Source organism: Phaeodactylibacter xiamenensis, assembly GCF_965229835.1.
In the GTDB taxonomy this organism is placed as follows: domain Bacteria; phylum Bacteroidota; class Bacteroidia; order Chitinophagales; family Saprospiraceae; genus Phaeodactylibacter; species Phaeodactylibacter xiamenensis.
The window spans coordinates 4,463,873-4,478,301 of the sequence record NZ_OZ245931.1 but is presented as its reverse complement, the minus strand read 5'-3'; the positions used below and the strand labels follow the sequence as shown (position 1 = coordinate 4,478,301).

Genomic DNA, 14,429 nt, shown 5'->3' with positions numbered 1-14,429 from the left:
CCTCTATAGTCGTTCGCTCAGTATTTCTTTCAGTTTTGACCGAGCTTTTACCAGGTTCGACCTGGAAGTGCTTTCTGTTATGTCAAGTAGCTCCGCAATTTCCTTGTGTGCGTACCCTTCGATCACATACAAGTTGAAAACAGCACGGTAGGAAGGCGTAAGCTCCTGAATGGCTTCAAGTATTTCCTGTTCCGAGCAGCGGCTGATTGCATCCGGATCATTGGTACTGATGTCATACGCCTCGTCCATGTCCTCAGTGCGGCGGCGGCTGTTTTTACGGAAATAGTCAATCGCCGTGTTGACCATGATTCGCCGAATCCATGCAGAAAGTGAAGTCCCCGGCTTATACTTGCTTACATGCCGGAAAACTTTGATGAACCCTTCGTGCAGAATATCGAGTGCTTCTTCCTCATCAGTAGCATAACGGAGGCATACCCCCATCATACGGCTGTAGTACTCTTCGTACAGCACCTTCTGAGCCCAGCGCTCCCGGCGAACGCAGGCCTGTATTAAGCCTTTCTCATTGTTTTCTAAGGGCAAAGCGATATCCATGTATGTTCAATTAGCCCAAATTACCCTAATTCAGCAAAAGATACAACCGGGAAAGCGCGAACGCTTTGTCTTTTCTTGTGCTAAATAGAGGCAGATGATGACGTATATTTCAAATATTCAGGCGTAGTGTAGCTAACCTACAGCTAAGAACGCTTTGCAGATCGGATCCGCTGCCCGCTGCATCAATTTCTGCCGCCTTTTGCGAGCCTGTGGAATTTCAGTTTGTTTTAAATATGTTTTTATGTAAATTTTTTGTTTATTTTTTTGGCGGTATTTTTGTACTTTTGAGGAAAATACATACAGGCAATAAGCCAGTCAAAATATGAGTGAGACAGCTGAACAGAACGGTCAGGAGAACATCATCACCCTTAAGGGGATGTATGAGGATTACTTCCTGGACTATGCTTCCTACGTTATTCTGGAGCGCGCCGTACCCGGCATTATTGACGGATTGAAGCCCGTACAGCGGCGGATACTCCACGCTATGCGGGAAATGCACGACGGGCGTTACCACAAAGTCGCGAACATCATCGGGCAGACCATGCAGTACCACCCGCACGGAGATGCTGCCATTGGCGATGCCCTGGTCAATCTCGGGCAAAAGGACCTGCTCATTGACCCGCAGGGCAACTGGGGCGATGTGCGTACCGGCGACAGCGCAGCCGCTCCCCGTTACATTGAGGCGCGCCTGACCAAGTTTGCACTGGAGGTGGCCTTCAACCCTCAGACCACCGACTGGCAGCTAAGCTACGATGGCCGGAAGAAGGAGCCAATCGGGCTGCCGATGAAGTTCCCCATGCTCCTGGCACAGGGTACCGATGGCATCGCCGTGGGGCTTTCCACTAAAATCCTGCCGCACAACTTCAACGAGCTCATCAAGGCTTCCATCAAGCTGCTGCAGGGGAAGAGGGTCAAAATCTACCCCGATTTCCAAACCGGCGGCATGATAGATGTATCGGACTACAGGAGCGGCAAACGGGGCGGCCGGGTTAAAGTCAGAGCCAAAATCGAAGCGGTGGACAAGAGTACCCTCGCTATTCGGGAGCTGCCTTACGCCACGACTACACAGTCCCTTATTGACAGCATCCTTAAAGCCAACGACAAGGGCAAAATCAAGATCAAAAAGGTGGTGGACAATACCGCCGAGCATGTCGAAGTACTGGTAGAGCTTGGGAACGGCGTTTCCCCTGACCTCACCATTGATGCACTTTATGCCTTTACCAACTGCGAAATATCCATTTCTCCAAATGCCTGTGTGATCATTGAGGACAAGCCCCACTTCATGACCGTGGAGGACATCCTGGATATTTGCACGCAGCAAACCAAAGCCCTCCTTAAGCGGGAACTGGAAATCCGTAAGGCGGAGCTGCTGGAAAAACTGCACTTCGCCAGCCTGGAAAAGATCTTCATCGAAAACCGCATCTACCGGGACATCGAGCAGTGCGAAACCTGGGAGGCCGTGCTGGAAGCGGTAGACAGTGGCCTGCGGAAGTATGTGCGTGTCCCCGGCGAAAAGCCAAAGAAAAACGACGACCGGCTGGAACTCCTGCGGGACATCACAGAGGATGACCTCGTGCGCCTGACCGAAATCCGGATCAAGCGGATTTCCAAATACAATACCTTCAAAGCGGAGGAGCAGATCAGTAAGCTGGAAGAGGAGCTCAAGGAAGTGCAGCACCACCTGGACAACCTCACGGACTACGCCATTGCCTACTACGAAAACCTGCTGCAGAAATTCGGCAAAGGCAAAGAGCGGCGCACCATCATTACCACCTTTGAGAACATCGAAGCGACAGAAGTGGTGGCCAAAAATGCCAAGCTGTATGTGGACCGGAAGGAGGGCTTCTTCGGCACGGGCCTGAAGAAGGACGAATTTGTCTGCGAATGCTCGGATATTGCGGATATCATCGTCTTCCGAAAAGATGGTAAATATCAGGTATCCCGGATTGCGGATAAAGTCTTTGCCGGTAAGGATATCATCCATATTGATGTCTGGAAAAAGGGCGATGACCGGACCACTTACAACGCCATATACGTAGACGGCAAGACCGGGCGGACGTTCGCCAAGCGCTTTCAGGTACAGTCCATCACCCGTGACCGGGAGTACGACATGACCACGGGTGAAAACGGTTCAAAACCGCTGTATTTCACCGCCAATCCAAACGGAGAAGCCGAAGTTGTCACCGTGCAGCTCACACAGGGCAGCCGGGCGCGCAATAAGGTCTTTGATTATGACTTCAGTGAGCTGGAGATCAAGGGGCGAAGCTCCAAAGGTAATACTGTAACCAAGTACCCCGTACGTAAGGTTTCCCTGAAAGAAGAGGGAGAATCAACGCTTGGCGCAATCAAAATATGGATGGATGAAGTCAGCGGCCGGCTGAATACCGATGAGCGGGGGCTGCTTCTGGGCGAGTTCAGCTCCGGCGACCACATCTTTGCCATTTATAAAGAAGGATCTTACGAGGTGATTGAACTCGACCTTAATAAAAAATTTGAGCCCAAAGAGATTGTCTATATCGGCAAGTTCGATCCGGATGCAGCTGTGAGTGCAGTCTACTTTGAAGGCGAGCGGGGCTGGTCAGTAGCCAAACGCTTTCAGGTGGAGACCACCTCTACCAATCAGCGCTTCCTGTTCATTACAGAGCACAAGAAAAGCAAGCTGTTGTTCGCTTCACCTGAACCGGGTGCCGCTATCCAATATCAGATCAAAGACGGTAGCCAGAAAATTGATCAGGAGCTCGACATTGAGGACTTTATTGATGTCAAAGGCTGGCGCGCCATGGGCAACAAAGTCGCCGATCAGCGCCTGCTGTCCGTGAGTCCTCTGAAAAAAGAAACCGCGGCCTCCTCAAAGGACGGCGGTGGGGAAAAACTAAAGCCGGGGGACAGCATCGACTTTGATGTGGAAGACGATGGGCAGACGAAGATGTTTGATTAATCTCTGATCAACAGCCCGAAGGCGAAATCTTCCAGCAGCTCCTCCACCTGGCTCAGGTCCCCCTCCTTCACTTCGATGTCCGTGAGGGAGGGCAGGTGCTGGGCGAAGTAGATGTGGTTGTTCGCCATTTCCAGCAGGGTGCTGGCCAGTGCTCGGGGATAAGCATAATCGGGATTGACTTCTTTGATGATTTTTGCGATGCGCTTGGCCAGGCTTTTGTAGGTCAGGAAAAAGCCCTCCTTATTTTCTTCGTCCACCTGTTTGGTGTGGTATGCCTTGGTGGCTTCTGCTACTACGATGCGGTGCAGCACGTCTTCATCCACAAACTGAATGGAGGTATTCCGGCGGGAAGTATCAACAATAGCGGAGATGGCAATTTTCAGTTTCTGCTTCGGGTCTTCAATATTCATAGTATTGTAATCGATGTGGAACTTCATCCACTCCCAATACCAGCACAGCAGGTAGACCAACAAGCGGTGCTTATTCTCAAAGTAGCGGTAAACGGATGCTTCTGTGGAGTTGATCCGCTCTGCCAGCTTTTTGAAGGTAAAGGCCTCAAACCCAATCTCATCAATCAGGATAATGCTGTACTGAATGATTTTTTTGCCCAGCTTGGTGTCCTGCGGGTTTTTGAGATACAACCTTTCGTTGAGCTGCATCTGAATGAAAATTGACATCGCTATTGCAGTTTTTGTAGGTGTGGTCAACCACCTGTGTAATTGTGCTTTCAGGGCTGCCTGTCCTGTTCTTCAGCCAGGTCGCCGAGTTTTTCCTGCTCAAGGTAAGGCTTCAGCCAGCAAAGGCAGGATTCGAAATCTTTAAAAATATAACTTTCGTTGATAAGGCCCGGAATCACGTTGATCCGTTCCAGCATAAGCAGAGGCTGATCCTGCAACCCGGAGAAGGCCACTACGATGCCTTCCTCCCGTAAGCTCCGTATCGCATCATCCATCGCATACAGGCCCGATTGGTCCATGTAAGGCACCCGCTCCATGCGCATGACGACTACTCTAATACCGGGCAGGGCCTGCATTATCTCCTGGAAGCGGTCAACAAAACCAAAAAAGATCGGCCCGTCAAAGTGCCTGATGTATACCGAGTCCCCCAATTTTCCAATATGGGGCGCTTCATCGTTCCAGGGCACCTCAGGAGCAAACGCATGCAAAGGGGCAGAGTTCATTTTATGCTCTACAACGTCTGCAATTTTCTTCATAAAGAGCAAAGCGGCCAGTATCATACCGGCAGCAACCGCCACCAGCAGGTCTACAAATACCGTCAGCAACAACACGGAGACCATAATGAGAGCATCAGAGCGGGGGACGCTCCGCAGGTGCCGAAGTCCTTTGTAATCAATAATCCCAATGCCTACAGCAATGAGAATACCCGCAAGTACTGCATTGGGAATGTAAGCCACCACCGGGCCAAGCCCCAGTAAAACAGCCAGAAGGAAAAGCCCGGCAATAGCACCAGAGATTTTTGTCTTCCCACCCGACTGGGCATTGATCACAGTGCGCATGGTAGCCCCTGCACCCGGCAGGCCTGCAAACAGCGCAGCCCCCATATTGCCCAGCCCCTGCCCGATGAGCTCCTGATCACTATCGTGCTTTGTCTTGGTGATATTGTCCGCCACTACGGAGGTAAGCAGAGAGTCCAATGCCCCCAGCGCTGCCAGAGTTATGGCGAATTGCAGAATAGTACCCAGCATGCCCATATCCGCATAAACGGAAAAGAAGCCCAGGTGGATGGGGGGCAGCCCACTTTCAACCGCCCCGATTACTGGCACCTGACCGGGCAGCAAAAAATAGGCTAAAGGTGTCAGCACCAGCAAGGCAGCCAGCGAACTGGGCACCGTGGTGGTAATACGCTTAAAGCCAAAAATGATGATGATCGTAAGTAGGGTCAGACCGAGGTTGAACCCGTTGATGAGCCCGGGATTACTGAAAGGCCGGTGCAGGTTGTTGATGGTACCCACCGTACCGCTCGCTTCCCTCGCTGCCAGCCGTTTTGCTTCCGCCCGAATTTCCTGAGGCGTAATCGCCTGAGCACGCCGGGAAGTCTCATCCAGATCTTCCTTGCTCATCACTCCGCTGAGCAGGCCTTCGGATTCTTCCTGACGGAGTATGCCCTCCAGGATTTGTTCTTCAGCATGTGGCATAAGCTGCTCTACCAGTACCTCATCTGCTGACGGATTATACCCCAGAGCCGGAAACAGCTGCGTGATAATAATGATCACCCCGATTCCACTCATAAAGCCGGATACCACCGGGTAGGGAATGTACCGTATATACCGCCCCAGCCGTAGTATACCAAAAACAGCCTCAATCAGCCCAGCCAGAAAAAAAGTAGCCAGAATAAAGGGCAATGCTTCCTCCACCGTAGAGACGCCAGCTTCCAGAATGGCGCTGGAAATGACTGCCGTAGACACCACCGTCATCGGAGCGGTAGGGCCGCTGATCTGAGTGGGCGTACCACCAAATAATGCTGCCAGTATGCCTATCACAATTGCACCGTACAGACCAGCCATTGCGCCGAGAGGAGTCTGAGCCCCAAACGCCAGCGCCAGAGGCAGGGCTACGATGCCTGCCGTGAGACCCCCGAAGAAATCTCCCTTGATATTGGAGAAATCAAACTTAAGTATGTTATGCATTTTTGCTGCTTAATCGATGTGCAAAACGCTTACCCGGCAAAAGTAAAGCTTTGATGAAAGGAGGTTGGTGCTGAAAATCACTGTCGTCTGTTGGCAGGATCATACAAAACTGGCCTGCAACCTAATCCAACCCGTGCGGCTGGATTCATTGATATTTTTCAGCCTCAGCACTTACCTGGTTGTAATCATCGCAAAAAATCAGAGTTACAATACCATTCGCTCGTTGAAAGCCCTGGAGCGCACAAGACCATAAAACCGATAGAAAAGCTATCAAAATAGAGTTTATTAAGGTAGGTTTTGTATAGGGTATGGATGAGTATTTTTTGCCAGATCAAAGAACGCCCGGAACCTCGTAGCCAAAGCTACGAAGGTGAGGACGAGATGCAGAGCTGGTGAAAAAGACCATTCAGAGACATACAAAATTTGCGTTAATAAACTCTAATACAATAAAAAAGGAGAGGCAATGCCTCTCCTCCAAAAGCCTCAGTCACCATGTAAATTCAATTCCAGTGGATAACCGGAATGAACTACAACAGAAATTCTTGTCACTATCTTTTGAGTAATTCGACTCAAACTGATAGTAAAACTACCAATAAACAGCGTGTTCGAATTTTTGTTTGCAGCGGTGACTTATTTTTTTGTGCTTACCAGCCGTCCCCGTCGAGCAGGTCGCCAAGGCCACCGAGTACACTGCCTTCGCCCTTTTTGCCACCACCGTAGTGTTTGGACGCCCGCAGGACGCGGTCAGCCAGGCGGCTGAAAGGCAGGGATTGTACCCATACGCTGCCCGGCCCCTGAAGGCGGGCATAAAACAGGCCCTCTCCACCGAAAATAGCATTACGCACACCGCGCACCATCTCAATATCGTAGTCTACATCCTGCGTGAAGCCCACAAGGCACCCCGTATCTACCCGCAGCGTTTCGCCTATGGCCAGCTCTTTGCGGGTAACGGTGCCCCCGGCATGCAGGAAGGACAAGCCATCGCCTTCCAGCTTTTGCATGATGAAGCCTTCGCCCCCGAAGAAGCCCCGGCCCAGCCGCTTCGAAAACTCAATACCGACAGACACCCCTTTGGCAGCGCAAAGGAAAGCATCCTTCTGACAGATGACTTTGCCACCGTGCTCTGACAGGTCGAGGGGGATAATCCGCCCGGGGTAGGGCGAAGCAAAAGAAACACGCTTCTTCCCGGTCCCGGCATGCGTAAATGCCGTCATAAACAGGCTCTCCCCGGTAATCAGGCGCTTTCCAGCCGAAAGGACTTTGCCCCAAAGACCGGAATTTTCTTCCCGGTGGCTGCCATCGCCAAAAATGGTGGCCATCTCGATGCTGTCGTCCATCATCATAAAGCTGCCAGCTTCTGCGATGACCGTTTCGTAGGGGTCAAGCTCAATCTCAACGTACTGCATTTCTTCACCGAAGATCTGAAAATCTATCTCGTGTGCATTCATGGATAAGGTGTGGTTTATTAGAATTAATGCCTTAAAATAAGTTTTCTCGCTTAGAAGCCCCTAATCCTTTCGAGGGATACGCGCAAATTAACGACAAGCGCCCCACCGGAAAACTCCAGCGAGGCGCTTGATAAAATACCTTTTTCAGGTTTTCAAACGTACACTATTGATCGAAGCCAATTACTTCTTCACAAACGGCATGGTCTGAACGCCCTGCTCGGTGCGGATCATCAGGAAGTACTGACCGGCCGGCAGTGCTTCTACGTTGAACTCTGCCTGCTCGCGCTGTCCTACGCTATTGTCAAGCTCGCGTAGCAATACCTGTCCGTTGGCCGCAGTGATGTTATACTCTACAAAGCTGGTGCTCTGCTTGAAAGTCAGGTTGGTCGTCAGCTTCTCCGCAGTTGGATTCGGGAAGATGTCCATCTCGAAGGTTTCTGCACCTACCACGTCCTCTGTGCTACTCGCAATTGGAGCGGTTTTAATGGCTAAAGCCAAGCCAGCAAATACATCTGTAAACAGACCTGCTGTCTCAAAGTCAGGGGAATTGTTACCCGGATCAAAGGAACTAATTACAAAGTATGGATAGTCTGCATCAGTTAATGCTTCATTAGCAGTCAGGAATTCAATGTACTGTTGATGGCTGTAGCTCTCATCCACACCAATGAAGGCCTGACCTTCTCCAGTGTAACGGATGCCAACGAAGTAAGAAGTTGCATCTGGATTAACAACCGGGCCTGGCTCAGAGAAGGTGTTAAAGTCAATGATAGGCAATGTCAGTTCGCCAACCTGGTCTGGGAAAGTGTCTGGGAAGGCAACGGTAGATACACCCACAGTCAGCACTTCGGTATTTGCAATGAGCCCATCCTCATCAGCGTCGTTCCACTCATATACATAAGCTTCGAATGGCTCGCCAGCCAGTGTGGAACCAGATGGAGCAAGCACATCAACAATAATGGTATCAATGCGCAATCCGCTGCCATTCGGAAACTTAAAGGAAGAAAGCATTTCAAACACACCACCGCCACCAACAGAGTAGTAAATCGTCACATTAGGACGACCAGCAGCAAAGTCCCATCCACCTTTGCAGTAGATTGAATCGGTCACTGCGAATGTAGTGGTAACGGAGTTGTCGAAATTAAGCTGATCTGTGCTATCACTAGCCACCTGGTAAGTAGTGGTATACCGACCAATGCCATTGCCCGGAGTAAATTCAGCAAGCGTCAGCAGGCTGGAAGTAGAGTCCGGATCAATGGTTTCATCCAGCATACCTGCTTCGCTGTACACTTCCGTTGGGTTAGAGCCGTCAAGCTCTGCGTACTCGATCGTAGCCGATACGTTGAGGTTAGAAGCAGCATTGGAGCCATTGTTCACCATACTGGCACCGGGTACGAACGTGAAGTTCTCAGCAGTCACCTGATCGATAGGCACCACACCGTAAGGGGCTACCATTACGTTTGGCGCTGTGGCACCGATGTCGTTTGGCAGTACCAGGTTACCCATTGTAATGTTTACTGCGCCATTCTCCAAAGCAGAGCGGATGGCCTGACCAGCTTCGTAGTCCAGCATAGCCACAGGCACAGTCACCATGCCTCCGTCATCACCACCTGCCATGTTGATGACACCAACACCGGGCTGATTATTAAAGATGATGACACCAATGGCACCTGCCATTTCAGCGTTCAGGCACTTTGTACCAAACTGGCAGCTACCGCGGTCCACCAGTGCGATTTTGCCTTCCAGCTCAGCACCGTTTACAGCAGCGCCACAGCCCTGAGTAGCCGTCTCACCACTGCCGTCATCTACGAATACCGCATCAGCGGTGATCACAGTATCTGTCAGCTGCGTACCGAAGTCGCCCGTGCCAAAGGTGTAACCCCCTACCAGCTCAGCTGGGGAGTTCACATAAACCACCTGCGCATTGACCATAGTAATAGCCACGAACAGGGAAAGGATTGTAGTCGTAAAAATTTTCATAGAAGCAATTTTGATTACTAAAGCGTTTTAAACATACAATATAAAGACCGCCGGAGCGGGCTAATCCAAGTCTGATTTTGGTTGATGGGGCTTTCGGAAAACTTCAGTGCGTAGTATCAAATTGCCGACAAAACAGGCTCGGCTTAGAATTTCAGGTTGCTAAATTAATCATTTTGTCATACTGTCCGAAATGAAATCATTTTCAACCCCAAACTCTTTTGACAACAAAGGAGAAACGGGCGAATTGAACACCACTAGAATAATCGTTTAAGCCATTCGGTTCGCTGCGGAGCTCGCTTTATATTTTTCCGCGAAACGTCAGGCTGCTGACATTTAACGCTGCGACCAACGGCTCTCCCTCTCGCTCCATTCGGCTCAAAAGCTGCAAACTCTGCCCAAGCTGCAGATTGTCCAACTGACGATAGGCTGGCTTTGACCGGCTGAGATGGTTGTACCAGCAGTCCTGAAACAGGGCATCCAAGACCACGCGTTGCAGGCAATGATCTTCCTGAATGGGCCATTGCTCCACTTGTGCCTGCTGCGGCAGTTTCTCCCGGGTAAGCAAAAGGTACCATTGCTCCAAAAGCTGCCGGTGGCTTTTAAGTGCTTCAAATGGCACCGGCCGCACCTGTAGGTAATCGGTCTTGCTATGCGCCACGTACAATTTTCCGGTAGGTTTATCAAAATCGGCAGCTGTAATCTGATAGTGGTTTTGCTGCAGGCCTTCCTTTTCGGGCGTTAGTGTTGAGAATTCCTTCCAGTCTTCAGCTGCTTCCGCAAAAAGCAACGGAGCTTTTCCACCGGGATGAAAAAGCTCCGCGCCCTGCTTTAGTAAATGATGGAGTTGTTTAGTGAGGTCAGCCATTCGAAGGGTTTTACTATCCAAATGGCTGGGTTGCTGCTTTGTTTAGCTAAACTTCTGCGTAGATGGCTTCGATGTCTTGCTGGTACTTATCGCGAATGACCCGCCGCTTAAGCTTCATCGTTGGCGTCAGTTCAGCAGCTGTACCGTCTGTACGGCTGGGCTCCCAGGAAGCTGCAATCAGGCAGAACTTCTTGATCTGCTCTATTTTGCTGAAATTCGGATTGTACTGATCGATGATCGATTGGTATTTGGCAATAACTTCAGGTTGCTGTACGGCGTCCTGCATGCCTTTCCACTCCACCCCATGACGGGCGCACCAGTCCTTGAGTGCGTCTTCGGCGGGCAGAATGATGGCAGAAACAAATTTGCGCTGCTCACCGACCACCATGACCTGCTCCACGAGGAAGTCTTCCTTGAGCTTATTCTCGATCGGTGCCGGGGCTACGTACTTGCCACCGGAAGTCTTGAGCAGCTCTTTCTTGCGGTCGGTGATTTTCAGGAATGGTTTGCCGCCCGGACCAGGCACCATGGTACCTACATCGCCGGTACGGAACCAACGCTCCCCGTCAATATCTTTAAAGACCTCGGCGGTCGCTTCGGGCTTATTGTAGTAACCCATCATCACATTCGGCCCTTTCGCAAGGATTTCGCCCTCGCCGGGATTGTAGGTACCTTCGGAGTCGTCAATGCGCAATTCCACACTCTTCAGGGCCGGCCCAATGGTGCCCAACATGCCTCCGCCCGGTGTGAAGTGCCCGATAGCCAGGCCCGGTGAGGTTTCCGTAAGCCCGTACCCTTCGCGGATGGGTACGCCGGCAGCCGAGAACACCTTCGCCATTTTGACCGGGCAGGGGGCTGCCCCGGTAATGATACCTCTGACGTTGCCGCCGAGCGCTTCCCGCCACTTGCTGAAAATCAGCTTGTCAGCGATTTTCATCTTGATGGCTTTTAAACCGCCGTAGGATTTGTCGTATTCATAGTCCTCCGTCAGGCTGAGCGCCCAGAAGAAGAGGGATTTTTTTACGCCCGTTAGTTCCAGGCCTTTGTTGTAGATTTTTTCGTAGACTTTTTCCAGCAGGCGGGGCACCGTAGTAAAAAAGTGCGGCTGCACGGCTTTAAGGTCGCCCTCATCCCCGCCGAGGTTATCCGTGCCGGTGAAGGTAATGCTCGCGCTCAGGAAAGTATAGGCGTAGAGTGCAGCCCGTTCAAAAATATGGCACAGTGGCAGGAAGCTCAGCACTTTGTGCTCATTGTCTATCGGAAAAATGTCCATCACGTCCATCACGTTGCTCACGATATTGCGGTGCGACAGCATGACGCCCTTGGGCTCACCGGTAGTGCCCGAGGTGTAGATGATGGTCGCCAGCTCGCTGGGCTTGATTTTAGCCATGATCGCTTCCACTTCCGCCTGCCCTTCATCGGAGAAAATATCTTCCCAGTAGGGCCGTCCGTCCTGACGGTCGAAGGTGTAGATATCCAGGAGGGAAGGGACATTAGCCTTGGCCGTGTTTACCTTGTCGTACAGGTCATCTTTGCCCACGAAGGCATACTTCACTTCTGCATCGTTGAAGATATACTCATATTCCGCCGGGCTGATCGTTGGGTAGACCGGCACGTTGATGGCCCCAATTTGCTGTATGCCCAGGTCCAGCACCGCCCATTCCGGTCGGTTTTGATACACAGCCATGGCAATTTTATCACCCGGTTTCACCCCAAGCTTGAGCAAGCCCCGGCTGACCTTATTGGCTTTATCCACTGTTTCCTGGGTGCTGTAGTACACCCATTGCCCGTTTTGGCGGTACCCGTAAGCCTTGTCCTGAGGATTGTGCTTGAGCTGGTACTGTATAAAGTCAAATAACCTGGTTGGATGGTCCATATTGTCCTGCAAGTTTTGGTTAGGTATCCGAAAGATAATTGGCAGAAAGCAAATGTGCGAAATAAAGCAGCAAAAAAACGACTGTCTGCCAACATTCTTTTAAGCCAAACAATCAACCCCGAAGGGCGGCACCCTGTTCGTAGAGGGCATCAATTTCTTTTTGGAATTTTTCTGCTATGCGTTCCCGGCGGGGCTTGAGGGTTGGCGTAAGGTCGCCACTTGCTGCGGTCCAGGGCTCGTGGAGCAGGTGGATTTGTCCGACCTGTTTGTAGTGTGGCAATTGGGCATTCACAATAGCCATTTGCTCCTGCATGAAGTTGACTACCTTATGATTGTGCACCATAAACTGGGGGGCGGTCCAGTGTACGTTGTGCGCCTCGCACCATTGCTTCAGCAGCCCAAACTGCGGCAGGATGAGTGCAACCGGAAACGGCCGCTGTGCACCAAGCACCATGCACTCCTCTATATAAGGTGTGCTTTTGGCCAGGTTTTCGATTTCTTCCGGAGCGACGTACCTGCCGTTGGTGGTTTTGAAAATGTCTTTTTGCCGGCCCGTTATTTTCAGGAACCGCTTGTGCACCCACTGCCCGCGGTCGCCGGTTTGCAGCCAGCCGTCTTCCGACAGCACGCGTTGGGTGTCCTCCGGCCGGTTGTAGTAGCCCAGCATGACATTCGGCCCCCGTACGAGGATTTCCCCATCCCCATCATCGCTTTCTTCTATTTTCACTTCAATGCCCGGAATAGGCCGCCCCACGGTGCCAAAGCGGGTGCCGCCCGGCTCAAACCGGTTGAAGGCAACCACGGGCGAAGTCTCGGTCATGCCATAGCCCTCATGAATGGAAAGCCCGGCAGCCGAAAACAGCCGTGCCAGCCGGGGCTGCAGGGCGGCAGCGCCGACCATGATGCCCTTTACGCGCCCACCCAACAAGCGCCTCCAGACGCTAAACACCAGCAGGTTGGCCACGCCCAGTTGCATACGGTACAAAAGATGGCCCCGATGCCGCATCCGGTACTGCATCCCTAACCGAATGGCCCAATGCGCCACCCAGCGGGGCAGCACGGGCAATTGCCCTATGCGTTCCTGAATTTCGTCGTAGGCGCGTTCCAGCAAGCGGGGTACTGCCGTGAAGTAATGCGGCTTCACTTTGCGCATCAGGTAGCGGGTTTCTTCGGGGTTGTTGGAGTAGTACACCGAAGCGCCGCAGGCCAGGTAAGCGTAGTTGACCATGCGCTCGAAAATGTGGCTTGGCGGCAGGAAGCTGATCACCCGGCTGTTCGCATTGACCGGTACAAGGCTGATGGTGGCTTTGATGTTGCTGACGATATTGCGGTGGGAAAGCATGACGCCCTTAGGCTCGCCGGCAGTACCGGAGGTGTAGACGATGGTCGCCAGGTCTTCTTCATGGATAGCGGCCCGGAGTACCTGCAGTTTTTCCTGATCGGAGGCGGTAGGCTCGGTCAGCAGGTCGTCCCAACTCGGATGATCGGGCAGGGGCTGCATGCAATACACTTCCCTCAAATCCGGTAATTGCTCCTTGATCTGCTGTACTTTTTCGGTAGCCTCCCGGTTGGCCGTTACGACATAGCCTACACCGGCATCCCTGAGTATAAACTGTAGCTCCCGGTCGCTGCAGTGGCTATGTACAGGCACAGAGATGAGCCCGGCCTGCAACAGGGCGATATCCATGAGCAGCCAGCGCGGGCTGCAGCGTTCGGCCAGGATTGCCACGCGGTCGCCCCGCCTGAGCCCCAGCGCCAGCCAGCCGGCACTAATACGGGCAGCCATCTGCTCGCAGTCTTGAGTACTAAAATATTGCCAGCCTACGCTTTCGCGAATGGCAAGGGCTTTCTTGTTGGGAAAGCAGTGCTGTTGATAAGGCAAGATGTCGAATAATCGCCGGAAGTCCATATCAGGGGGCTTAGTATAGGTTTCGACTTGGGGCTCCCTGAAAGATAGGGTTTTTTGTAGACTTCACGGTGTTTTGTCAAGCTTGAAATGGGTAGCTATATTTGGGGCTGCCGCGCCATTGGATGCCCATCGCTGAACCATGCGGAGCTGCTGCCCCGTCAGGGGCAATATATAGGTAACCCAAATGCCAACGCACAGGTGCCGCGCCGTTAGGTGC

The 14,429-nt window shown here is 51.9% G+C and carries 9 protein-coding genes; 1 reads left to right on the top strand and 8 read right to left on the bottom strand.

The window, feature by feature from the left end:
• Nucleotides 1-3: 3 nt before the first annotated feature.
• On the bottom strand, nucleotides 4-552 hold the full coding sequence (locus ACO08I_RS17080; protein ID WP_282777951.1) for an RNA polymerase sigma factor: 549 nt from the start codon (nucleotides 550-552) through the stop codon (nucleotides 4-6).
• Between the two features lie 322 nt (nucleotides 553-874).
• On the opposite strand from ACO08I_RS17080, the gene ACO08I_RS17075 reads away from it, so the two are divergent.
• Nucleotides 875-3,490, top strand: coding sequence for a DNA gyrase/topoisomerase IV subunit A (locus ACO08I_RS17075; protein WP_421946566.1), 2,616 nt, complete (start codon nucleotides 875-877; stop codon nucleotides 3,488-3,490).
• Here the strand turns inward: ACO08I_RS17075 and ACO08I_RS17070 are convergent.
• From ACO08I_RS17070 to ACO08I_RS17040, 7 genes are all read right to left on the bottom strand, one after another.
• Nucleotides 3,487-4,167: a TetR/AcrR family transcriptional regulator gene (locus tag ACO08I_RS17070; RefSeq protein WP_282777947.1), complete on the bottom strand. Its 681-nt coding sequence runs from the start codon at nucleotides 4,165-4,167 to the stop codon at nucleotides 3,487-3,489. The genes ACO08I_RS17075 and ACO08I_RS17070 overlap by 4 nt on opposite strands.
• Before the next feature lie 50 nt (nucleotides 4,168-4,217).
• On the bottom strand, nucleotides 4,218-6,137 hold the full coding sequence (locus tag ACO08I_RS17065) for a SulP family inorganic anion transporter (RefSeq protein ID WP_421946565.1): 1,920 nt from the start codon (nucleotides 6,135-6,137) through the stop codon (nucleotides 4,218-4,220).
• Between the two features lie 644 nt (nucleotides 6,138-6,781).
• Nucleotides 6,782-7,585 carry a TIGR00266 family protein gene (locus ACO08I_RS17060; RefSeq protein ID WP_044218552.1) on the bottom strand — a complete coding sequence of 268 codons (804 nt, stop codon included), beginning with the start codon at nucleotides 7,583-7,585 and terminating at the stop codon, nucleotides 6,782-6,784.
• Between the two features lie 180 nt (nucleotides 7,586-7,765).
• The gene (locus tag ACO08I_RS17055; protein ID WP_421946564.1) at nucleotides 7,766-9,562 is read right to left on the bottom strand and encodes a PA domain-containing protein; all 1,797 of its coding nucleotides are present in this window, start codon (nucleotides 9,560-9,562) and stop codon (nucleotides 7,766-7,768) included.
• 298 nt (nucleotides 9,563-9,860) lie between these two features.
• Nucleotides 9,861-10,427, bottom strand: coding sequence for a hypothetical protein (locus tag ACO08I_RS17050; RefSeq protein ID WP_421946563.1), 567 nt, complete (start codon nucleotides 10,425-10,427; stop codon nucleotides 9,861-9,863).
• 46 nt (nucleotides 10,428-10,473) lie between these two features.
• Entirely contained in the window at nucleotides 10,474-12,303 is a 1,830-nt protein-coding gene (locus ACO08I_RS17045) for an AMP-dependent synthetase/ligase (RefSeq protein WP_421946562.1), read from the bottom strand.
• A gap of 112 nt (nucleotides 12,304-12,415) precedes the next feature.
• A complete protein-coding gene (locus ACO08I_RS17040) occupies nucleotides 12,416-14,212 on the bottom strand; it encodes an AMP-dependent synthetase/ligase (protein WP_421946561.1) in 1,797 nt (598 codons plus the stop codon).
• Between the last annotated feature and the right edge of the window lie 217 nt (nucleotides 14,213-14,429).